Raw genomic sequence first — 21,939 nt, 5'->3', positions numbered from 1 at the left:
ACATGATTAATAGAGCAAAAACTAAATAAATTGCGAACTAAAAGCCTATAAAGCAGAGAATGTAGAATTGTTTAATCAACGATTCCACGCCATTTTTCTCCAAACACGGTAATAATATTTGTGTTTTTATCTAATCATTTCGTTATTCCTGAAAGGATTGAACCCATTATCTTTGATAATGGGTTCAATCTGCATTGGCACCTAAAGTCCCGCTCCTGTTCTAAAAATATTTTAATAATTCTATTTAAATATTGTTGACATATGTATGTTATGCGTCATATAATGTTTATGAAATATATTTCATAACAAAGCTATGAACAACTTAGCAAGAAAAAAGTGGTGATACAGCTGAAAGCGGCAATTACCGCAAAGGTAGAAAGTATGGTTAATCCCGGATTTGGCCTATGTATTTGGTTTATTGTTATTAATACAGAGACCGGTGGACACCAAATCGCAACTAATGAACAAAATTTGCATGCTACTTAAGATGCAGGTATTCAAACGGTGAACAATGCCAGTCACAGGAGAATTACTGTAGTTATCATCTGACACTGTAGCCCTAAAGCATACCGGACGTTAAACGTGGCCGGTATCAAAGTGTTTTAGGAAGTGAAGGTGCGATAGCACAAACACTGTAAAATTTAACAAAAGGGATCGTAAAGAAGCAGAGGGAGTCGATGTTGAAGGCCACTGGATTTAAATTTTATTTAGGAGGGTCAAAAAATGCCTGGAAGAAACAGTAGCGGATCACAGGGTCAGGTTAACGGAGCATGCGGAGTCGGACGCGGGCAGGGCGGCAATCATGGCCAAGGACAAAGATGCGGAGGACAGAAATGCGGCACAGGAGCAGGTAGGAGCAGGGGTTGTTGCGGACAAGGTCAGGGTCAGGGCAAAGGTACTGGGGCCAGGAGGGTTTAACCAGTTGCGAACCGCACATGTAAAATTAATCAAATGAGAAGGATTAATTAGTACCTGGGTTTAACGGAACAGGCCCGAGTAGCACCGGGCCAAGAATTGTACTTTATTGGTATTCATGTTCTTTCAAAATTTGCTGAGTTGATTCGATTTCTGCCTGACTGGTAATGCATAATCTTTTTGAAAACCTCCCCAATTGAGATATTAAAGATCACGATGCTTTAGAAAAGTTACTTCCTTGGTCAGATGCCTTACCCGCTATCCGTTGAGTAGCTACTAAGAATACTTAAAATCTCCACCTTGTTTCAAGGTGGAGATTTATTTTACGCTCACGCATCCGGTTCAAAGTAAGGGAATCTTTCTGGTACATGTGTCTTTGATTTCAGTGTATACATAAGAAAATGTTTAAAACGGTCCCCATTTTTGTTTGAAAAGGTTATAATAAATTGACAGAAGCGGATACTAAAAGGGCTGGTTTTATTATTTCTGTAAAAGAAAGCTGAGAACAAAAGACAGAAGAAGAGGAGATATGATGACAGAAGGAAAAACAAAAATAAAAATAGGATGGAATTTAGACAATAGTTATGCTCGTTTGCCAAAGTTATTTTTTACCAAACTTAATCCAACCCCTGTTCGCTCACCGAAATTGATTGTTCTCAATTATCCGCTGGCAACATCTTTAGGGTTGAACGTTAAGGCGTTGCAAAGCAATGACGGCGTAGCGGTGCTTGCTGGCAACCGGACCCCTGAAGGTTCTTTTATGCTTGCTCAAGCATATGCGGGACACCAATTCGGCCATTTTACGATGCTAGGGGATGGCAGGACTCTGCTGATTGGTGAACAAATCTCTCCTTTAGGTGAACGGTTTGATATTCAGCTCAAGGGTTCAGGTAAAACGCCATATTCCCGTCAGGGAGATGGTCGAGCGGTACTTGGACCGATGTTGCGTGAATACATCATAAGTGAGGCAATGCATGCGCTTGGCGTTGCCACCACCAGAAGTCTAGCGGTAGTGACAACCGGTGAGTCAGTAATTCGCGAAACTGCCCTACCCGGTGCAATTTTGACCCGTGTGGCTGCCAGTCATCTGCGAGTCGGTACTTTTCAATACGCCTCAAAATGGGGCACTGTTGAGGATCTCAGGTCTTTGGCTGATTATACATTACAAAGACACTTCCCAAATATTGAAGTTGATGAGAACCGCTATCTTTTCCTACTTAGGGAAGCAATTAAACGCCAGGCTGTGCTGATTGCCAAATGGCAACTGGTCGGTTTTATTCATGGGGTTATGAACACAGACAATATGGCACTTAGTGGAGAAACCATTGATTATGGTCCTTGCGCATTCATGGATGTCTACGATCCGGCAACAGTTTTCAGTTCCATTGACACTCACGGTCGCTATGCCTATGGTAATCAGCCGAATATAGCCGCGTGGAATCTAGCGAGATTAGCAGAAACTCTATTGCCGCTGCTGCATGATAAACAGGAAAAGGCTGTCAAAAAAGCGCAGGAAGCGATTTCGGATTTTGCAGAGTTGTATCATCATAATTGGCTAGCGGGAATGAGAGCAAAACTGGGAATATTTAACGAAGAGATTGAGGATGAATCCCTTGTTGATAACCTTCTTATTATGATGCAGAAGTATCGTGCGGACTATACGAATACCTTTCGTGCATTAACGTTTGATAAGCCGGAGGATACAGACTTGTTTGGCAACACAGATTTTGCTCAATGGTATGAGCTTTGGCAGGCAAGACTAGGCAGGCAACAGGAAACTAAAGACTCCTCACATCAGTTAATGCGGAACAGTAATCCTGCAATAATCCCTCGCAACCACAGGGTAGAAGAAGCACTTGAAGCAGTGGCTAAACAAGGAGATTTCAGCGTGATGGAACGACTTCTTGATGTTCTTTCAAGACCCTACGCGCACTCTCCAGAACAGGCTGATTACTCCACATTGCCTGAGCTATCATCCTGTCCTTACCGAACTTTTTGCGGTACTTGACAAAGTAATAAGTTTGTTCCACAGACGGTGCATATGGAGCACCTGATAAGGGTAGAAAGAAAAAAGCCTTGTATTAACTCATATTCAACAGTGTGTTATGAAAGGAATTGAGGTGTAAATCAATTACTTTCATAACACACTGTTGAATATAAGATGTATTAAAACTATTGTTAAGAGAGAGCAGTTATGTAACATGGCGCTTCTTCATTAGGCACCTCCAGGCTCTGGGTGGATTTGGACGATTAGATCCGAAATGGCTGGATATAAGTGAAATAATTTCAAAATAGGGTTCTACTGCTAAAACTATCTCTCCTGCAGTTCGTTGAGGTGGCCCAGGATTTTGGCGATATTCATCAGCGTTGCCAGCGATTGTTAGCCATAATCCAGTTTCTTCTAGGTGATTAGCGATATTTTGGGCAAATTTTTTTCGATCATTTTCAGAATTGAATGAATGAAAACAACCTCTGTCAAATATAAAACCAAAAGGGGCACCTTCAATTTTGTTCTTTAGAAAATCGACTAGCAGGAAATGGCATTGAACGTTGGCTTTAGAAGCCTTTTCTCTTGCCTTTTCTAGAGCAATTTTCGAGGTATCCGTACCTATAACCTGAAAGCCGTTTTGGGCAAGCCATATGGAATTGTCTCCTGTTCCACAGCCAACATCTAAGACTTTGCAGCTTGAAATTGGTTTTTGGGTCGTAACTTCGATAAGATTGAAGTCTGGTTGGCCAACATCCCAAGGAGTATCCCCTGATTTGTATCTTTCTATATAACGCCCTTCGATTGTCATTTTATTGCCCCTCCTCAATATTTATTATGTAATTTATTATTTAATTAGCTCGATTATTTGGTAATTCTCTAATTAACCACTAATTTCCTGTTATCAACAATAAAATATGAAAATCTTTTTTGAGGATTCTATTGTTGACAGACCAATACCTAAGAAAGCTGACAGCCGATTACTAATACAAATTACCAATTGTAAACCCACTACGTGGCTCGTGGCAAACAAAGATTGCCCACCAAGGGTAATTTAGGTATTCCGCTTCCATTTATGCCATCAAGTTTAGGGCCGAGCAGTATGTTTCCGGGCTGCGTAATAGTGGCGTGAGTGTTCGTGACCTGGTCAAATTGGACAGCAAGCCAGTTTTCAGAACCAGAATTGAGTTCTACAACGGCATGCAGTATTCCATCCGAGAGCCGCTGCAAGACTTCGTTATATTAAGAAATCAGCATGATGAGGTTAAATAGGGCGTGCTGGATTATTCCGCCACGCCCTATTGTAATTACATTTACAGTATCTTTTGCATTAAAATTTCATCAAAATCTTTTCCAAATTTATGACCTACCTTGCTAAGAACACCGCATTTCATAAATCCATTTTTTAAATGAAAATTTATACTTATTTCATTTAGTGATGAAATACTTGCAAGGATTGAATCAATACCCATCTCCTTGGCTTTTCCAATCAGGTTTTCAAGAATTGATTTACCGATTCCTTTTCTGATATGTGTTGGTTTTATAAAATAGCTAATAACAGCAGTTCGCCTAAATGTAGGAATAGGGTTATATGGTCTCAAGAGAGCAAAGCCAATCAATTCTCCATTATTTGATTTTACAGCAATTCTCGGATAACCTTCTGAAATACGCATAAACCCATTAAAGAAATCGTAACTAACTTTGTTTTCAAAATAAGCTGCAAAACTGTTTTCTATATAGTGGTTAAAAATATCAATTACCGGTTTCCTATCTTCATTGGATAGATTCTCAAAGTAATATTCCAAGACTTAGCACTCCCTTTCAAGTTCTTAAAACTATTTTCTATTTGTAGTATATATTTGTCAATCTTTTTTTATGGGGTGGGCGTTATTATGGCAAAGTTCTCAATTAAAACCAAGAGTAAAATTTATAGTGGTATAACCGAAGGAATTGTTTTTACAGATGGTTAGGCCATTATAGAAGACGAAACTATTAAAAGTTTATCGGTGGTTAATTACGGTTACACTGCTGAATTAATTGAGGATGAGGCCAATCTCAATGCTACTTTATCGCGTAATATCTTGTATCTATATTTTATAACCCATACAAAATGATATTTTATATCATATACCGAGTGACTACTTTTTCTATATTCTGTCATACTATTCACCTCTATGTGAATGATATCCTTGTCCTTCTCCTTCTCAAAATAATCACGCTAAAGCTATTTGCCTAAAGGCGAAGGTTTTAGACCTGGCATTTTGAAAATAAAAAATCCCGGTTATGCCGGGTTATTTTTTATCGTATAACCATTTTTTCTAAATTAGTAATTATATTATTAAAATTACCAATATCCTTCCATGATTTCTTTAATTCTTTTCTGATAAGGATAACGTCCTTCTGTAGCTTTTTCTGTCCCTTATCTAAATTAATTTGGCCTTGTTTTAGGTTAACTTGACCTTCATCCAGGGCAGTAAGCCGGGTGTTAACCTCCTGCCGGAACTCCTGAAACTCTTGACGGGCTTCTCGATTATTTTCCTCAAGGGTAGTAAGTCGTTCGTTGATAGGTTTTAGTTTCTCCTGGATAATAGAGCGAAGCACATTAGCTAATTCACTGCTTGGCATTAGCGGTGGCCTCTTCTTTTAAATGCTTAACCACATCATAAATCTCACAATTTAAGTAAGTACAAATATCATCTATTACCTTTAGGGATAAATATTCATCTTTGCCAAGTTTCGCAACAGTGGTTGATGATAGTTTTAGAGCCTCTTGTATATCCTGCCTTTTTAACTTTTTCTCATGGAGTATTGCAAAAAGTGGTGAATAAGTTATTGGCACTTAATACCCCCTCCTTGCTTACCATTGTAATAAAAATCTTTATAAAAGTAAAGTAAACGTTTAATAAGTAGTCAGCGGCGACTTCACAAAGCCTTCAAAAGTTACTTTTAAAGAATTTGCTCAAAAGCGGCTGAAAGGTTATGCAGAAGTTGAACTGGCACCTAAGACAGTTTTCAGGTACAAGGAACTGCTGGAAGGTAGGATATATATGGTTTTTGGAGATAAGAAATTAGACAAAATAAGGTCGCTTGATCTAATGGATTTCTATAATAGCCTTAGAAAAAACATACATTCATTCATGGGTACTTTAAAAGATGGCTCAAAAGGTGAGAAAAAATCCGGGCCGCTTTCAGAGCAAACCATTAAACATTACCACAGAACACTATGCGCAATTTTTGAGAAGGATATTAAATGAGAAGTGCTACACGGTTCTAACCCGGCAAAGAATGCTAGTGATGAAGAAATTCCGCTGTACTCGAACTGCTCCCCTTTATGGAAATCGCAGGGAACAGCTATAAGTACAACCGAGAGCAAACCTTACCGGGTATAGCTTTCCGTGGCATAAACGAAGGTTACACCGAATTCGCTGGTGTAATCAACCAAAAATCCGAAGGTTTATACATTCTCGGTGGCGACATTGATGTTGATAAATTTCTTGTCCAGACTCGCGGCAATGTGCAGGACATCCGGGCCATCCACACCAGCATGAAGTCTAAAGCTTTGTCCTTAGAATGGACAAGAGACTTCTTCAAGGGTGACTCTGCCAACCCGAATGAATTTGATGGCCTGCAAAAGCGTCTAAGCGGTGCCCAGATTATCAATGGCAATGATGGCGTTTTAACCCTGCCACCCTGCCTATGCTTGACGAGTTAAGAAATCAGCATAGAAATAACCCTCTGGAGCGTGTACGGGATTTACTTCCCATCACGTTCCTACTTGGAAAACTTTGGTAAATAGAATTCTTCGTAATTGTTTGAAGCCTAATTTATCATATAATTTCTGTGCCATATAATTATCTATTTCTGTTACCAAATCAACCCTTACACAATTTCGTTCTTCTGCTATCCTGAAAGCATTATTAATTAAGTTGGTAGCGACTCCCATTAAGCGATAACTTGGTAAAACAAACACATCATCAATTATGACATAGTCTTTTCCCTTCCAAGTGCTAAAACCAAAAACCATGGTTAGCATACCTACCAGTTGGTTGTTTTTTTGAGCAACTACAAATATGGCTTTTTGTGGATTTTCAATTACTATCTCAAACATAGATTTGTATTGAATGTCCGTTAATAAATCTGCATTTTCAAAAATCATAAATTGTTTTAGTAAACTTATTACACTATTAATATCTTCCATGACAGCTATTCTTATTTGCATTTAATCCACCTTCTTTTGTATTTCTTATATATTACATTCATTTACATTAAAAGAAAACTATATGGAGTGATTTTCTCATTTTTTGAGGTGATGTTATTATGCCAAAATATTTAATTATAACTAGGAGCTGGATTTATAACGGAGTAACCGAAGGCGTGCTTTTTCAAAACGGGCGTGCCATTGTCGAAGATGAATTTATCAAGAATCTATTAGTGGTTAATTATGGTTACATTGCTGAATTAATCAAGGACGAGGCCGAGAAGAAGCAGTTTTGCTCTGGTAGGTAAAGCTGCTGGAGTTGCAGGGGCTGCTATGGCTGCCGGGCTTACTTGATGCCGCTGCTGCCTCCGGTAAGGACTTCGCTAACGTATCGGACATCATGGTATCCTCTATGTCCGGCTTTGGTTTACAGGCAGGGGATATGAGCCACATCGCAGACGTGTTGGCCTCTGCTGCCAACGATTCCTCCATTTCCATCAGCGATATTGGGTACTCGTTAAAGTATGTTGGTTACATTGATAACCCTGGCATATGCGATACACCAAGAGAAGATACCATTTTACGCAGCAGGATATTAGTAATTCCAGAAGTGAAATGCAAAATAGATATACTAAAAGAAACGCAAATGATAGGCAGACACATTCCCGTTATACGGGAACTAATGGAGCCGCAGCCGGGGGATGCTTATGGACAGGCCCGCATTGTTTGGAAAATTGATTATGTTAAGCTGGCTGAGATGTGTGGAGTAATAGCTTAAGTTTATAAAAACCCTAAATTGTCAGATTATTTTATAATTTTTTGTATCTTTGTTGACGTATTTATATACAAAATGTATAATTACAATAACAGATCCCACCGCGCCTCTTTACAATGCGTACCAGGGTGGGACATTTGATTTGTTTTTGGAGTGTTTCTATAGTATCTTGTGGCCCGCTTATTAGCCAAATAGTAGCCAAAACATTCATTGAAGCGATAATCTAATGAAATATAAAACCCGCGAGACCTTATATCTCGCGGGTTTCTTTGGCAGGGGCGACGCGACTCGAACACGCAACCTACGGTTTTGGAGACCGTTGCTCTACCAATTGAGCTACGCCCCTATCTTCAACCTGCATAAAGTATTTTAGCTTAAAAAAATAATTATGTCAAGGATAAATTATTTTCGAGGATTTTAAGAATTAAACAAGAATATAATATAAAATTAAGGATAAAGAGTTGGAGGTGTATATATCATGATAAAAAAAATTGGCGTACTTTTAGGCGGAAAATCAGCAGAACGAGAAGTATCGCTTAGGACCGGAGAAGCTATTTATAAAGCTCTGTTAGGCTTAGGTTACCAGGTTGTGAAGATTGATGTTCAAGAGAATATTGCTGAGCGAATAAAAGAAGAAAGCATAGACATGGCTTTTCTGGCTCTTCACGGTAAATATGGAGAAGACGGTTGCATACAAGGTTTGCTGGAAATACTAAATATACCTTATACTGGTTCAGGTGTTTTAGCCAGTGCTCTTGCCATGGATAAAATAGCTACCAAAAGAATGCTGCTTCAGGCAAAGCTGCCAACAGCAGAATTCTCTCTAATCAGGCGCAGCAGTTATAATAATGAAACTAAAGAAGAAATCTGTCAGACCCTATTCAAGTACATGCCTTTACCTTTGGTGGTAAAAGCCCCGACACAAGGATCTACCATAGGTATTTCTTTTGTTAATAATGAGGAACAACTACCGGATGCGTTAGAGGAAGCTTTCAGATATGACCCAATTGCTTTGATAGAGCAATTTATCTCCGGTACTGAAGTTACCGCAACTGTTTTAGGAAACAACCAGCCTGAAGCACTACCTTTAATAGAGATTGTTTCTAATACCGGAGTATATGATTATAAGGCCAAATATACGGTTGGATTAAGTGATCACATTATGCCACCCAGACTAAAGGAGGAGGTGCAAAAAAATGTTCAGGAGCTGGCAGTAAAGGTTTTCAAAACAATGGGCTGCAGTGGTTTAGCCAGAGTAGATTTTATCGTAGATGCAAACTCTAATCCTTATATTTTAGAAATAAATACAATTCCCGGCATGACTGAAACCAGTCTTGCTCCTGACGCGGCCAGAGCAGCGGGGATAAGTTTTACAGATTTAACTGACAGAATGATCAAATTTGCCCTGGAAAAAGATGATTGAAATAAAACCGAGAATTTTATCATATGCAGAAACTCATATACATATTTGTCAAAACAAATAGTCATCTTGCACACACGAAAAAAAGTATTTAAGCAGGATTTCCTTGATTTTTAGCGAAGTATCCACTAGTAATCTATTTCTATAGTGGAGGTGTGTAATTTGCCTAGATGTATTATGTGTGGAAAACAGTTTGACGTTGAAGAAAAAAAAGATCCCTATGAAGATGAGTACGATGATCAACCTAAAAAGACACCTGCATTTTGTCAAATGTGTGAAGCAAAATTAAAATATGAATCTGACCAGTCACAGAAAGTCCCCAAACCTATATAAAATGGGAGGTTATTATTTGCGATTCAGATCCCGCATTGTTCTGGGCGTTATTTTAGGTGTAATAGTCTTTATTATTGCTGCATTAAAATGGGGTATCGGGCTTTACACTGATTGGCTCTGGTTTAAGAGCTTACACTACCAGAGAGTGTTTTTAACTATACTTTTAACAGAGGTTGGACTAAGAATAGCTGTAGGTATAACTTTTTTCGTTTTCTTTTTCGCTAATTTACTAATAGTTCGAAAACCTGTTTTGGAGGCTATCAATAACCGCCAGAGTGTTCAGGATGGAGACGTTATTACTTTTTACAGATCTCCCCTGGCTGATCATGTAACTCCCAAAAGGCTGACCCTTGTTATTTTAGCCTTTAGTTTACTGGTTTCTTTTTTTATGAGTTACTCCGTAACCGGAGATTGGCTTACATTGCAAAAGTTCCTGCAGGCAACTCCCTTTAATGAAACAGATCCGATATTTAACAATGATATTAGCTTTTATGTTTTTAGTTTGCCTTTTTACCGTTTTCTCTATGGCTTGTTCGTCAGCTCAGTATTAATAACCGGTTTTTTTGCAGCAGTGGTTTATTTCTTAACTGACCGGACACCAGGTGGTTTTACAAAACTTTTTCGTACAGAAACTGCCAGGTACCACTTATCGTTTCTGGCAGCAATTTATTTTATCATCAAGGCTTGGGGTTACCAGCTAAATGAGTATTTATTATTGTTTTCAAATCAGAGAACAGTGTTTGGGCCAGGTTATACCGATATTCACGCTAACTTGTTTGGATTAAAAATACTGGTAGTTATATCGTTAATTACTGCACTGGCAATACTTGTAAACATCTTCTTAAAGAAGTTCCGTCTTGTATTATACTCTATTGGTTTTTTAATAGTTTCCTCAATAGTACTGGGGGGGATATATCCGGCTGCTATTCAGAATTTTATTGTCAAGCCCAATGAATTTGAAAAAGAAAAACAGTATATAGAACATAATATTGCCCTGACTAAAAAAGCATACCGACTGGAGGATATTGAGCGCAAGGATTTTCCTGCGGGAGGGATATTAAAAGCTGAGGATATTCAGAACAATCGTGATGTTATTGATAATATCCGCCTATGGGATTATCGCCCTTTGCAGCAGACCTACGGGCAGATGCAGACCATGAGGCTTTATTACGAATTCAAGAATATTGATATTGATCGTTATACAGTTAATGGACAATACAGGCAGGTCATGTTGGCTCCTAGAGAATTAAACCAGTCTCAATTAATGGTTACGGCTAAAACCTGGGTTAACCAGAGATTACAGTACACCCACGGTTACGGTGTAGCTATGAGTGCGGTAAATAAAGTAACCTCTGAAGGGTTGCCTGAGTTTTTAATTAAAGATATCCCTCCGGTAACAAAATTTCCTGAATTGCAAATTAAACGGCCGGAAATATATTTTGGAGAATCTGAAGACAACTATGTAATTGTCAATACCAAAACACAGGAGTTTGACCATCCTAAGGGTGAAGATAATGTTTATTCAACTTATGAGGCTAAGAACGGGGTTAAGATTGGTAATTTTTTAAACAGGTTGATATTTGCTTTTTCATTTAGCGATTACAAGCTGCTTTTGGCCAGTAATATTACCAGTGACAGCCAGATACTTTTTCATAGAAACATACAGGATCGAGTGTCCCGCATTGCACCTTTTTTGAAATATGATAAAGATCCTTATATAGTTCTCAGCAGTGGCAAGCTTTATTGGATGTGGGATGCTTATACACTAAGCAATATGTATCCTTATTCGGAACCTTTTGGTGAGGGCAACAATTATATCAGAAATTCTGTAAAGGTCGTAGTGGATGCCTACACGGGAGAAGTCACTTACTATGTCAGTGATTCCAAAGATCCCATAATCAATACTTACTCAAAAATATTCCCCGGTGTATTTTTACCGCTGGAGAATATGCCTGCTGATTTGTATAGCCATATAAGGTACCCGGAAGATTTGTTTATTATCCAGGCTGAGAAATATGCTCTTTATCACATGAATAACCCACTGGTATTTTATAATAAGGAAGATAAATGGGATTTGCCGACTGAAATATTTGGCAGTGATGAGCAGGCTATGGAGCCTTATTATACTATTACAAGGCTGCCCGGGGAGAAAAAGCCTGAGTATACACTGATTATGCCTTTCACACCACAGAATAAGAAAAACATGGTGGCTTGGATGGTGGCCAGATCTGATGGTGAAAATTATGGCAAAACCTTAGTTTACGAATTTCCCAAGCAGGAACTGGTATACGGTCCGATGTTAATAGAAGCCCGTATCAACCAGGATACGACTATTTCACAACAATTAGCTCTTTGGGATCAAAGAGGATCTTCAATCATTAGAGGAAATTTATTGGTTATACCTATTAAGGATTCGCTGCTATATGTGGAACCACTTTACCTGCAGGCCAAACAGAGTAAAATGCCCGAATTAAGAAGGGTTATCGTGGCTTTAGGCGATCAAGTAGTCATGGAGCCAACACTTGATATGGCACTAAAGCGCATTTTCGGTGCAGCAGGCATAACTTCAGCCAGTGAAGAAAACCCTGCATCTGAAAACCAGGTACTCTCCGTCTCAGAACTGATTAAACAGGCTAACAGTCTCTATGATGCGGCCCAGGCTAAGCTAAAAGCAGGTGATTGGGCAGGATACGGCGAATCTATAAAACAACTTAAAGAAGTATTAAATAATTTAACTGTGCAAGCCACCAAGTGATCTTAGTGTGGTAGATACAAATTTAAAAAACCGATTACGAAAAGAGAGACTAAGGCCAGGTGATAACTCTCTTTTCGAGGAGGAGAGTGGTATAATGTTATTTGAAAATTTTGGACTCAGTCTTGTTTTTGGCATATTTACTACAGTAGCAACATTGGCCTGTATGTATAAGTTAACTGTTATGTGGCAACCGTATGAAGAGAGAAAACGTGTGGTAGTTGAGGATCATGGCCACCACTAAAAAATAGTGTTAAGACAATACCGGTCCTGGCGCCGGTATTTGTTTTTAGGTGTCGAATTCTATTGTTTAAGGGGTTAATATGTCCTATATTACAATTAACGGTTATAATTATTTTTATGAGTTGAATTATCATGGTAATAAAATTCAGCAAGTTTCTGGTAGACAACTTACCCCAGGCGGTTCTCAGTGTAATAGATGAAGCAGGTCACATGATGGTTCTGGAAAAACCAAACCTTATTAATGAAGCAATAAGATATTTTATAAAAGGGGGTATGGATAATGTTGTCTGGAAAAATTAAAAAAATAGGCGTTCTCACAGGTGGCGGAGACTGTCCCGGTCTCAATGCTGTAATTAGGGCCATTGTAAAAACTGCTGCCAGTTATAGTATATCGGTTGTAGGTATACTGGACGGTTTTGGGGGCCTAATTCATAATCAAACCTGGAAATTAACAGAAAAGGATGTTATGGGGATTTTGCCGAGAGGCGGAACGATACTGGGCACTACCAATAGAGATGATCCTTTTAATTATCCGGTTATTCAAGACGGGAAAAAGGTTTTGGCTGATGTGTCCAGTCAAGTTAAAAATAATCTTCACCAAAATGAACTTGATGCGCTGATTGTTATAGGCGGAGACGGTACTCTGAAAATAGCTCTGGGTTTTCACCAGATAGGGGTACCGGTAATTGGTGTACCCAAAACTATTGATAATGATCTTTCGGCCACGGATCAAACCTTTGGCTTTGACACGGCATTAACTACTGCTACAGAGGCCATTGACAAATTACATACAACGGCAGAGTCGCATCACAGGGTAATGGTATTGGAAGTCATGGGGCGTTATGCCGGTTGGATTGCTTTACAATCAGGGCTGGCCGGTGGAGCAGATGTGATTTTATTACCGGAGATACCTTTCCAAATGTCAAAAGTAATAGGTAAAATTAAAGAACGCAGGGATCATGGAAAGAAATTCAGCATTATTGTTGTTGCTGAAGGTGCAATGCCTCTCGGTGGACATATGGTTGTACAAAAGCATATTGAAGACAGCCCGGATCCGGTTCGTCTGGGTGGCATAGGCAATTTAGTGGGGGTACAAGTTGAGGAAGGTACAGGTATGGAGACCAGAGTAACAGTACTGGGACACTTACAGAGAGGTGGTTCGCCTACGGCCTTTGATCGCATTTTAGCCACACGTTATGGAAACGGCGCAATTCATTTATTAAACAGCAAAAAATTTGGTGAAATGGTCTGTCTGCGCACTCCAGATATAAAATCAGTGCCTCTGAGCGAGGCTGTAGGAGAATTAAGACAAGTATCCCCTGAAGGTCAAATGGTAAAAACCGCCGAACAAATTGGCATTTGTTTGGGCAGATAGTTATAGTAATATTTATTATTGAAGGTGATGAAATTGATTTATGAAGAACCTGTTTATCGACCTCCCAGTGAAGCCTATAGTCTGATAATCCAGGTTACTATTGGCTGCAAACATAATGCCTGTTCCTTTTGTGGAATGTACAGAGAAAAGAGATTTCGTATCAAATCCTGGGAAGAAATAAAAGCAGACATTGATTACTGTAAAATAAATTACCTGCATGTGAGAAGAGTATTTCTGGCTGACGGTGATGCTCTGGCCATGGAATCAGCAGAGATAATCAAGATACTTGATTATCTCTATGAAGTTTTTCCCGGACTGGAGAGAATAAGCATGTATGCCGGGCCGAAAGATTTATTGGCCAAATCACCCGAGGAACTAAAAGAGATACATAGACACGGTTTGCAAATTTTATATATGGGAATCGAAAGTGGTAGTGACATTATACTTAAACAGATTAATAAGGGTGTTACATCAGAGCAAATGATTGAAGCGGGGAGGAAGGCGCTGGCTGCCGGCTTTGTTCTTTCCGCAACACTAATACTCGGGCTTGGCAGCACTGAAAGGTCACGGGAGCACGCAGTTGAGAGTGCCAGAGTTGCAAGTGCCATTAATCCAAGCTACCTGGCTTTATTAACTTTGATGATAATGGAGAATGCGCCTATCTACAGAAGAATAAAAGCCGGTCAATTTAATATACTGACAGCGGAACAGTCACTGGCTGAACTAAAAATGATTATTGAAAATTTGTATTTGGATAGTTGTGTCTTCCGCTGCAATCACGCATCTAATTATCTGCCCGTCAAAGGTATATTAAATCAAGATAAGGATAAATTAGTAGCAATGCTGGATTCAGTATTAAAGAATCCGCAAAAAGCTAAATTAAAGCCAGAGTTTTTAAGAGGTCTTTAATTTTTTAAAAGGATGGCGCTACTGTAAAATGCAAATCGGAGTTTTCACTGACAGTTATCTGCCTTATACCAGTGGGGTAGTTAGCTCTATCGAAAGCTTTACACAAGAGTTAAGGAAATTAGGACACGGTGTTTTTATTTTTGCTCCCAGGTATCCTCATAGCATGAACAAAAATTGTGACGGGGATGAGGAGGGAGTATTTCGTTTTGCCTCAATACCGGCGCCGACTAACCGTGATTTCACACTGGCAGTACCTTTTTCCTGGCGTTTTAAGCCAGCCATAGATAAATTACATCTGGATGTAATACACGTGCATTCACCATTTCTCTTAGGACGCCTGGGAGCCCGTTACGCTAAGAAAAGGGGAATACCCCTGGTATTTACCTTTCACACACTATATGATCATTATCTGCATTACATACCTTTTAATCAAAACGTGACAAGGGAGATAACACAGAAGTTATGCAGTGATTTTTGCAACAATTGTGATCAAATTATTGTGCCTACATCTATTATAGGTGACTATATCAAAAATTTCGGAGTAAATACCCCGGTAACAAAATTACCTACTGGAATTAACTTAGATGATTATGCTAAAATTGATACAGAGTGGTTGCGTAATAACTATAATATTCCTGAACGACAAAAAATACTTCTTTTTGTTGGTCGTTTAGGTAAAGAAAAAAATGTGAGCTTTCTTATAAGTTGCTTCAAACAAATATATAGTTTGTTGCCTGAAACACATTTAGTGATGGTAGGGGGAGGACCGGAAGAGCAGGAATTGAAGAAAACAGTAACAGAATTAAATATCAAAGACAATGTTGTATTTACCGGCATATTACCAAAATCGGAAGTTATTAAGTGTTACGCCGGATCTGATTTATTTGTTTTTCCGTCTGTTACGGAAACTCAAGGCTTGGTAATTGCGGAAGCAAAAGCGGGAGGGCTTCCAGTGATCGCGGTTAACGCTTTCGGTTCTTCAGAAATGGTATTTAACGGGGAAGACGGTTTTTTAACAGATTTTACAGAAGCTGCTTTTATTGAAAAGGTACTGTTACTGTTGAGAGAAGATAAATTACGTGATGACATGAGTAAACAAGCCCGCTTAAATGTGATACAAATTTCCTCACGCAATTGTGCGCTAGAACTTGTGGAAATCTACAGCAGTTTAATTAATAACCGATTGGATGAGAATTTATTGAAAAATTATTAGGTGGTGATATGCGTGGAACAACTCAATGTATCTGACATTGCTCGTTTGGCTATGTTAAATGAAGAAAAAGGAGCCCGTTTTTACAGAAGCATGACTGAAAAAGCGGATTCTCAAAAAGCTAAGGATATATTCCATAAGCTTGCTCTGGAAGAGACAGAGCACTGTAAATTATTTGCATCCTTAGTCAGGCAGTCAGATAAAAGCGAAAGAATTGAACAAAAATCAGCAGCTTATTTAAAAACCTTGCTGCAGTTTAATGTTTTCCCAGATGATGTAGAGGACCAAGTTAACATAAAAAGTCCTCAAGAAGCATTATCAATAGGAATACAGGCAGAAAAGGATTCTATACTGCTATACCAGGAACTGTTCAATAACGCTACTTCCGAGAAAACCAAAAACATACTCAGCCAACTTTTACAGGAGGAGAAAATGCATCTAATTGAACTGCGCCATCATTTGGAAGAACTTTACTAGATATATTATATAATACAAAAACCCCCGGCAGGGGGTAATTTTATGACAAAATATATTTATGATTGATTGTAATTATTTAATTTTATGGCATTTTACGACGATATAAGTGGATAAGCAAGGGAAAAGCTTGTCACCGATAATTTCAAAATGCTTATACATGGAATTAAGCATAAAATGTTTTTCTATGGGGGGAAAATAAATAGCTTTATAATAAGAAAAGTCTGTAAAACCAGCTTCTTTTAGCACCTTGTTTACATAATACCTGCTCATAAAATTGGCGTTATTATATATAGTGGGCTGAACATAACCTTTTAACATTCTGTACATATTCCAGGGACTCCAGAAATTAAGAAATGCCAGAATGAATTGGCCTGAAGGCTGTAAGACTCGAAAAATCTCCTGAACAACTTTTTCCGGTCTTCCCATGAACTCTAAGGCCAGAGAACATATCACAGTCTTAAAGCTATGCTCCTTAAACGGTATGTTTTCTGCCAGCGAATGTACTAGAGAGGCTTGAAAGCCTTGTTTGGTCAGTTTTTGTCTGGCTACAGCCAGCATATTCTCGGATGCGTCCAATCCGGTAACATCAAGACCGCAACCGGCCAGGTTTATAATATAATTACCTGTTCCACAACCTATATCTAAAACAGGATCCGATCCTGCAATATCACCGTAAGCCTTAAAAAAAGCCTCATTTTCAAGTTTAGCACAGAGTTTGCCTAAAGGCAGCTTAGCCCATAAATCATATTTTGCTGCAATATCATCAAAGGTTGGGTTGCTTTTTATGTTAGGCACCAGCTATCACATCCCGTATGTTTTTGCTCCTCTTCTATTGCTAGTTTACATAATACTTATTATCGGAACTTTTAAAAACTCATATTTCATTACTCCCTTCCGGTAACAAACCGGAGGGTTTATCATCCTTAGAGATTCATTAGATGCATTCATCCTCATCTTCAATAAAAATAAAATCATCAACCTGGTCAAACTCATATAATTCGTTTATACCTAAACACTTGGCACAATTGTCGCATATTTTTGTAGGATCTAATTCACAAACAAAACATTCACAACAGTCATCACAAATCTTATTTTCCTCCAGTATACATCTTTTTTTCTCTTTATTAAGTTCGCCTGTTAGTTGTTTGTACACAGGGCTGCGCTTACTCAAGGTAGATCACCTTCATTTTAAGCTTTGAATATATTTTACTGTATAATTACCGGAAAAATCAGCAAGTATTCCGCTAATGGTATTATCTTTGTGGCGAAAGGAATTATTCTAGCCCGAGCAACAACCTCATTTAACGATAAAAAGCAGGTATCTAAATAAATCGACGCAAACAGCAAACACTGTATATGAATGTTCACACCGTATCTACCGGCTACGCTGACCCGATTTATTGTGATTATTAATATAATTTAATAATATGGTTTTATTATGTCTACTTATAATAACAGCCAGGTACAAGCATTTTTCTGCGGCTAAATAAACTTTTTAGAAATTTTCTTGCATTTCGCTGTTTAACATATCTTATCTGATTTTTCTTAATCTTTGGTAGGATTTTTGCATGTATATTCCTTTAGAAACATCCGGGATGATCCGGCATGGTGCCTGTTGCTCTCTCGTGTTAACAGGTTTTAATTTATTCATATTTTATAATTGTTTTACCACTTTTGAGGGGGTTTTTAGAATGAGTTGGACTGATTTATACCGTCAAAAATTAGTATCAGCAGATGAAGCAGTAAAGGTAATCAAATCAGGTGACTGGGTAGAATATGGCGAGTTTGCCGGTCAAGTACAGGACCTTGACAAAGCTTTAGCGAAAAGGAAAGATGAATTAAAGGACGTGAAGGTTCGTGCTGTTACCAGAGCCGCAGCTATTGAAGTTGTCAAGGCGGACCCTACAGGTGAACATTTTACTTATGTAAACTGGCATTTCAGTGGTTTAGACAGAAAACTCCATGACCAAGGACTCTGCTATTTTTCACCTATCCTTTTCCGCGAGGTGCCCAGGTACTACCGGGAAAATCAACAGGTTGATGTAACTATGATTACTGTCACTCCAATGGACAAGCACGGTTACTTTAACTACGGTTTAAATAATGCTGGAACCAGGGCCAGCCTGGATAAAGCCAGTAAGATAATTGTGGAAGTCAATGAAAATATGCCAAGAGTACTGGGTGGCAATGAAGAATGTATTCATATTTCAGAAGTTGATTTTGTTGTTGAAGGCAGCAATTGGGCTATCCCTGCTCTGCCGGTAGCTAAAATCAGTGAAACCGATGAAAAAATCGCCAAAATGATTGTTAATGAATTGGAAGACGGTTGTTGCATTCAGTTGGGTATCGGTGGTATGCCTAACGCAGTAGGAAAGTTAATTGCTCAATCAGATCTAAAAAATCTGGGTGTACACACAGAAATGTTTGTTGATGCCTATATGGACATGTATCTGGCCGGTCGTGTAACCGGATTAAATAAAAATATCGATAAGGGTAAAATGGTCTTTACTTTTGCCATGGGCTCAAAAAATTTATATGATTTTATGGATAATAACCCGGTTTGCGCTTCTTATCCGGTTGATTACACCAACGTACCTCATATTATCGCACAAAATGATAAAGTTACCTCTATCAACAACTGTATTGAAATTGATCTCTTCGGACAGGTTTGCTCAGAATCTGCCGGTATCAGGCAAATCAGTGGTACCGGTGGTCAGGTTGACTTCTTTGAAGGTGCTTACCTTTCTAAAGGCGGTAAAGCTTTCTGCTGCTTCACAGCCAGTTACAAGGATAAACAAGGCAATTTAAAATCACGTATTAACCCTTTATTAACCTCAGGTGCAATCGTTACCACTCCTCGTACTGTAGTTCAATATGTGGTTACTGAAAACGGTATTGTTAACTTAAAAGGAAAATCCACCTGGGAAAGAGCTGAAGCACTGATTTCTCTGGCCCACCCGGATTTCCATGAGCAACTTGCTAAAGATGCAGAGAAAATGGGTATTTGGAGAAAGAGCAATAAAAAATAGTTCTGGGTTAATGGGAAACCCGTACCACTTTCTTTAGTGATACGGGTTTGTTGTTTGTTTGGTTTATACTGTATGCAGCAAGTCCCTAATTACATATTTTATTAGAGGAATATCTATTCCTGCCCTCTGTATATAAGTCTCCCCCGTAAATATCATTAACCACAATTAGCGGGAAGTCTTCAACTTCCAGTTCGTAAATTGCTTCCGGTCCCAGTTCCGGATAGGCAATTACACTGGATTTTTTTATACATTTGGCAATTAGTGCCCCAGCACCACCTACAGCCGCAAAATATACTGCTTTATATTCTATACCAGCCTTTATTACTTCAGCCGATCTATAACCCTTACCAATTGTTCCCTTTAAACCACGGGACAATAATTCAGGAGTATAGCTGTCCATGCGACCACTGGTGGTAGGACCTGCAGAACCTATAACCTGCCCGGGTTTAGCCGGGGCTGGACCAACATAATATAGTACTTGGCCCAAAAGGTTAAAAGGCAACATCTCACCCTTCTCTATTAATTCCATCAACTTTTTATGAGCTGCGTCACGTCCCGTATAAAGCTTTCCGTTCAACAGTATTTGCTGGCCGCTTTTCAGCTGCTCTACTGCTTTATTATTTAACGGGGTAAATATTTTTTGCATAACAATCTCCTTATGTTAATTAATTTTTTCTAAAGAAAAAACCGGCTAAAGAAATCTTGTTTTATGTCTACTGGCATGACAGTTTATGTTAACTGCTACAGGCAAGCTGGCTATATGTGCCGGAAATATTTCTATATGCACTGCCAGTGCGGTTGTAACCCCGCCAAAGCCCTGTGGCCCTATACCCAGTTTATTAATATCAATAAGAAGTTCTTCCTCTAATTTTGCTATATCTCCTATACTGTTCTTTTCTCCAACAGGTCTTAAAAGCGCTTCCTTGGCTAAAAGAGCCACCTTCTCAAGCGTTCCCCCAATTCCCACACCTACTATGACAGGCGGACAGGAATTAGGGCCAGCCGTGGCTACTTGCTCCAGTATAAATTTCTTTACCCCATTTACTCCTTCTGACGGCTTTAGCATTTTCACAGCACTCATATTTTCACTGCCGCCACCTTTTGGAACGACAGTAATTTTTAACTGGTTGCCGGGAACAATTTTAGTATGTATAACACCTGGTGTATTATCCCCTGTATTCACCCTCTCCAGTGGATGATTGACTATGGATTTCCTCAAATAGCCTTTCATATAACCCTGCCTGATACCCTCGTCGACAGCTTCATATAAGTCGCCACCGAATAAATGCACCTCCTGCCCGATTTCAAGAAAGATCACTGTGAAACCAGTATCCTGGCAAATCGGCATTTCCTCTGTGGAAGCAATGTCAGCATTGGTTACAAGTTGCTGCAGAATACCTTTTCCCACAGGTGAAATTTCCTTTTCCACGGCGTTTTGCAAAGCTGAGCGCACGTCATTACCCAGATGATAATTTGCCTCCATACATAACTCAGCTACATTTGCTGTTACATCCTGAACGGAAATATTTCTGATCATAGAAAGACACCTCTGATTTTTTATATCAAATATTCAACAAGAAGTTCAATAATTCCTGTAATAAATTGCGAACAAATGTTTTTTAAAAAAATTTTAATATGTTATAATACAGATGTTATAATAAAAATTATAATACTATGCCAAGGCAGGTGTCGTGTGATCAAACCTATTACCACCCAAAGAGAAGAAGCCATTTTAGACGTTATAAAGCAAACAATCCGCCATAAAGGTTATCCCCCTTCTGTTCGTGAAATCGGAGTGGCTGTTGGTCTGAGCTCCAGTTCAACAGTTCACGGCTACTTAAGAAAACTGGAAATGAAAGGATTGCTTCGCCGGGATCCTACAAAACCCAGGGCTATTGAGGTTCTGGACAGGACAGAAAAGGAGAGTATAGATTTTAATATCCTAAATATACCTATCATAGGAAAAGTATCTGCCGGTTCTCCTGTCCTAGCCATTGAAAATCAGGAAGGTAATTTGCAATTACCTCTGGATTATACAGGTGCGGGTAATTTTTTTCTGCTCAGAGTTAAAGGCAAAAGCATGATCGAAGCCGGTATTTTCGAAGGGGATTTGGTTTTGGTTCGTCAACAGCCTGCAGCTGAAAACGGAGACATTATTGTTGCCTTACTGGAAGAGAATGCAACAGTCAAAAGATTCTTTAAAGAAAAAGAATATATACGCCTCCAACCGGAAAATAAGCTATTATCGCCAATACTCGTGAAAGAGGTTCAGATTCTGGGCAAGGTTGTTGGGGTAATCCGTAAATATTATTAACT

The 21,939-nt window shown here is 38.9% G+C and carries 25 protein-coding genes, 1 tRNA gene and 3 pseudogenes; 18 read left to right on the top strand and 11 right to left on the bottom strand.

The annotated features are described in order from the left end of the window. The first annotated feature begins 723 nt into the window (after positions 1–723). Together DTOX_RS22985 and DTOX_RS10610 are read left to right on the top strand one after the other, a co-directional pair. A complete protein-coding gene (locus tag DTOX_RS22985) occupies positions 724–918 on the top strand; it encodes a hypothetical protein (protein ID WP_157862917.1) in 195 nt (64 codons plus the stop codon). A 529-nt stretch (positions 919–1,447) separates the two neighbouring features. Further along, a complete protein-coding gene (locus DTOX_RS10610; protein ID WP_015757688.1) occupies positions 1,448–2,923 on the top strand; it encodes a protein adenylyltransferase SelO in 1,476 nt (491 codons plus the stop codon). Positions 2,924–3,107: 184 nt separating this feature from the next. On the opposite strand, the gene DTOX_RS10605 is transcribed toward DTOX_RS10610, so the two are convergent. Beyond that, the gene (locus DTOX_RS10605; protein WP_015757687.1) at positions 3,108–3,713 is read right to left on the bottom strand and encodes a class I SAM-dependent methyltransferase; all 606 of its coding nucleotides are present in this window, start codon (positions 3,711–3,713) and stop codon (positions 3,108–3,110) included. Between the two features lie 317 nt (positions 3,714–4,030). On the opposite strand from DTOX_RS10605, the gene DTOX_RS22980 reads away from it, so the two are divergent. Continuing rightward, positions 4,031–4,174 (top strand): hypothetical protein, encoded by a 144-nt coding sequence (locus DTOX_RS22980; RefSeq protein WP_174260364.1) that lies wholly within the window; start codon positions 4,031–4,033, stop codon positions 4,172–4,174. Positions 4,175–4,215: 41 nt separating this feature from the next. Here the strand turns inward: DTOX_RS22980 and DTOX_RS10600 are convergent, their stop codons facing one another. The 4 genes and pseudogenes from DTOX_RS10600 to DTOX_RS10590 all read right to left on the bottom strand — a co-directional run bounded on the left by DTOX_RS10600 (position 4,216) and on the right by DTOX_RS10590 (position 5,741). Further along, entirely contained in the window at positions 4,216–4,707 is a 492-nt protein-coding gene (locus DTOX_RS10600) for a GNAT family N-acetyltransferase (protein ID WP_015757686.1), read from the bottom strand. A 245-nt stretch (positions 4,708–4,952) separates the two neighbouring features. Beyond that, positions 4,953–5,063 (bottom strand): annotated as a pseudogene (locus tag DTOX_RS22200) (transposase); the annotation flags it as partial. A gap of 137 nt (positions 5,064–5,200) precedes the next feature. After that, the gene (locus tag DTOX_RS10595; protein ID WP_015757684.1) at positions 5,201–5,527 is read right to left on the bottom strand and encodes a hypothetical protein; all 327 of its coding nucleotides are present in this window, start codon (positions 5,525–5,527) and stop codon (positions 5,201–5,203) included. Further along, positions 5,514–5,741, bottom strand: coding sequence for a helix-turn-helix domain-containing protein (locus DTOX_RS10590; RefSeq protein WP_015757683.1), 228 nt, complete (start codon positions 5,739–5,741; stop codon positions 5,514–5,516). The genes DTOX_RS10595 and DTOX_RS10590 overlap by 14 nt, the downstream gene beginning before the upstream one ends. Positions 5,742–5,856: 115 nt before the next feature. Here DTOX_RS10590 and DTOX_RS25305 point away from each other — a divergent pair. Both DTOX_RS25305 and DTOX_RS10580 read left to right on the top strand, forming a co-directional pair. Beyond that, positions 5,857–6,156: pseudogene (locus tag DTOX_RS25305) on the top strand (tyrosine-type recombinase/integrase); the annotation flags it as partial. 59 nt (positions 6,157–6,215) lie between these two features. Next, positions 6,216–6,614, top strand: a pseudogene (locus tag DTOX_RS10580) (major capsid protein); the annotation flags it as partial. A gap of 51 nt (positions 6,615–6,665) precedes the next feature. Here DTOX_RS10580 and DTOX_RS10575 read toward each other — a convergent pair. Next, on the bottom strand, positions 6,666–7,121 hold the full coding sequence (locus tag DTOX_RS10575) for a GNAT family N-acetyltransferase (RefSeq protein WP_015757682.1): 456 nt from the start codon (positions 7,119–7,121) through the stop codon (positions 6,666–6,668). A 98-nt stretch (positions 7,122–7,219) separates the two neighbouring features. On the opposite strand from DTOX_RS10575, the gene DTOX_RS10570 reads away from it, so the two are divergent. Both DTOX_RS10570 and DTOX_RS10565 read left to right on the top strand, forming a co-directional pair. Then, the gene (locus DTOX_RS10570; RefSeq protein ID WP_015757681.1) at positions 7,220–7,408 is read left to right on the top strand and encodes a hypothetical protein; all 189 of its coding nucleotides are present in this window, start codon (positions 7,220–7,222) and stop codon (positions 7,406–7,408) included. A gap of 11 nt (positions 7,409–7,419) precedes the next feature. Beyond that, the gene (locus DTOX_RS10565) at positions 7,420–7,878 is read left to right on the top strand and encodes a phage tail tape measure protein (protein ID WP_015757680.1); all 459 of its coding nucleotides are present in this window, start codon (positions 7,420–7,422) and stop codon (positions 7,876–7,878) included. Between the two features lie 267 nt (positions 7,879–8,145). On the opposite strand, the gene DTOX_RS10560 is transcribed toward DTOX_RS10565, so the two are convergent. Beyond that, positions 8,146–8,221, bottom strand: a tRNA-Trp gene (locus DTOX_RS10560). A gap of 132 nt (positions 8,222–8,353) precedes the next feature. Here DTOX_RS10560 and DTOX_RS10555 point away from each other — a divergent pair. From DTOX_RS10555 to DTOX_RS10530, 9 genes are all read left to right on the top strand, one after another. Beyond that, complete coding sequence (locus DTOX_RS10555) at positions 8,354–9,298, top strand: D-alanine--D-alanine ligase (protein WP_015757679.1); 945 nt, start codon at positions 8,354–8,356, stop codon at positions 9,296–9,298. A 159-nt stretch (positions 9,299–9,457) separates the two neighbouring features. Continuing rightward, on the top strand, positions 9,458–9,628 hold the full coding sequence (locus tag DTOX_RS22975; RefSeq protein WP_015757678.1) for a hypothetical protein: 171 nt from the start codon (positions 9,458–9,460) through the stop codon (positions 9,626–9,628). Positions 9,629–9,644: 16 nt separating this feature from the next. Further along, positions 9,645–12,383 (top strand): UPF0182 family membrane protein, encoded by a 2,739-nt coding sequence (locus DTOX_RS10550; RefSeq protein ID WP_015757677.1) that lies wholly within the window; start codon positions 9,645–9,647, stop codon positions 12,381–12,383. Between the two features lie 94 nt (positions 12,384–12,477). Next, positions 12,478–12,624 carry a hypothetical protein gene (locus DTOX_RS22970; RefSeq protein ID WP_015757676.1) on the top strand — a complete coding sequence of 49 codons (147 nt, stop codon included), beginning with the start codon at positions 12,478–12,480 and terminating at the stop codon, positions 12,622–12,624. 131 nt (positions 12,625–12,755) lie between these two features. Then, a complete protein-coding gene (locus DTOX_RS22965; protein WP_157862915.1) occupies positions 12,756–12,923 on the top strand; it encodes an alpha/beta fold hydrolase in 168 nt (55 codons plus the stop codon). After that, a complete protein-coding gene (locus DTOX_RS10545; protein ID WP_015757675.1) occupies positions 12,904–13,998 on the top strand; it encodes a 6-phosphofructokinase in 1,095 nt (364 codons plus the stop codon). Before DTOX_RS22965 ends, DTOX_RS10545 begins: the two co-directional genes overlap by 20 nt. 33 nt (positions 13,999–14,031) lie before the next feature. Further along, a complete protein-coding gene (locus DTOX_RS10540; RefSeq protein WP_015757674.1) occupies positions 14,032–14,907 on the top strand; it encodes a radical SAM protein in 876 nt (291 codons plus the stop codon). A 28-nt stretch (positions 14,908–14,935) separates the two neighbouring features. Next, positions 14,936–16,120 (top strand): glycosyltransferase family 4 protein, encoded by a 1,185-nt coding sequence (locus tag DTOX_RS10535; RefSeq protein WP_015757673.1) that lies wholly within the window; start codon positions 14,936–14,938, stop codon positions 16,118–16,120. A gap of 12 nt (positions 16,121–16,132) precedes the next feature. After that, positions 16,133–16,594, top strand: coding sequence for a ferritin family protein (locus DTOX_RS10530; RefSeq protein ID WP_015757672.1), 462 nt, complete (start codon positions 16,133–16,135; stop codon positions 16,592–16,594). A 72-nt stretch (positions 16,595–16,666) separates the two neighbouring features. Here DTOX_RS10530 and DTOX_RS21510 read toward each other — a convergent pair whose 3' ends face one another. Beyond that, entirely contained in the window at positions 16,667–17,389 is a 723-nt protein-coding gene (locus DTOX_RS21510) for a class I SAM-dependent methyltransferase (protein WP_015757671.1), read from the bottom strand. 139 nt (positions 17,390–17,528) lie between these two features. Next, positions 17,529–17,765, bottom strand: coding sequence for a hypothetical protein (locus DTOX_RS10520; protein ID WP_015757670.1), 237 nt, complete (start codon positions 17,763–17,765; stop codon positions 17,529–17,531). 520 nt (positions 17,766–18,285) lie between these two features. On the opposite strand from DTOX_RS10520, the gene DTOX_RS10515 reads away from it, so the two are divergent. Further along, complete coding sequence (locus tag DTOX_RS10515; RefSeq protein ID WP_015757669.1) at positions 18,286–19,623, top strand: acetyl-CoA hydrolase/transferase family protein; 1,338 nt, start codon at positions 18,286–18,288, stop codon at positions 19,621–19,623. 85 nt (positions 19,624–19,708) lie between these two features. Here DTOX_RS10515 and DTOX_RS10510 read toward each other — a convergent pair whose 3' ends face one another. Next, a complete protein-coding gene (locus DTOX_RS10510; protein ID WP_015757668.1) occupies positions 19,709–20,269 on the bottom strand; it encodes a Fe-S-containing hydro-lyase in 561 nt (186 codons plus the stop codon). A gap of 45 nt (positions 20,270–20,314) precedes the next feature. Continuing rightward, the gene (locus DTOX_RS10505; protein WP_015757667.1) at positions 20,315–21,160 is read right to left on the bottom strand and encodes a fumarate hydratase; all 846 of its coding nucleotides are present in this window, start codon (positions 21,158–21,160) and stop codon (positions 20,315–20,317) included. A 156-nt stretch (positions 21,161–21,316) separates the two neighbouring features. Here DTOX_RS10505 and lexA point away from each other — a divergent pair, with 156 nt between their 5' ends. After that, positions 21,317–21,937: a transcriptional repressor LexA gene (lexA, locus tag DTOX_RS10500; RefSeq protein ID WP_015757666.1), complete on the top strand. Its 621-nt coding sequence runs from the start codon at positions 21,317–21,319 to the stop codon at positions 21,935–21,937. Positions 21,938–21,939 lie beyond the last annotated feature (2 nt).

It is taken from the genome of Desulfofarcimen acetoxidans DSM 771 (assembly GCF_000024205.1).
Lineage (GTDB): Bacteria > Bacillota > Desulfotomaculia > Desulfotomaculales > Desulfofarciminaceae > Desulfofarcimen > Desulfofarcimen acetoxidans.
The sequence above is the reverse complement of the archived record's forward strand: the minus strand, read 5'-3'. Positions and strand labels throughout refer to the sequence as shown.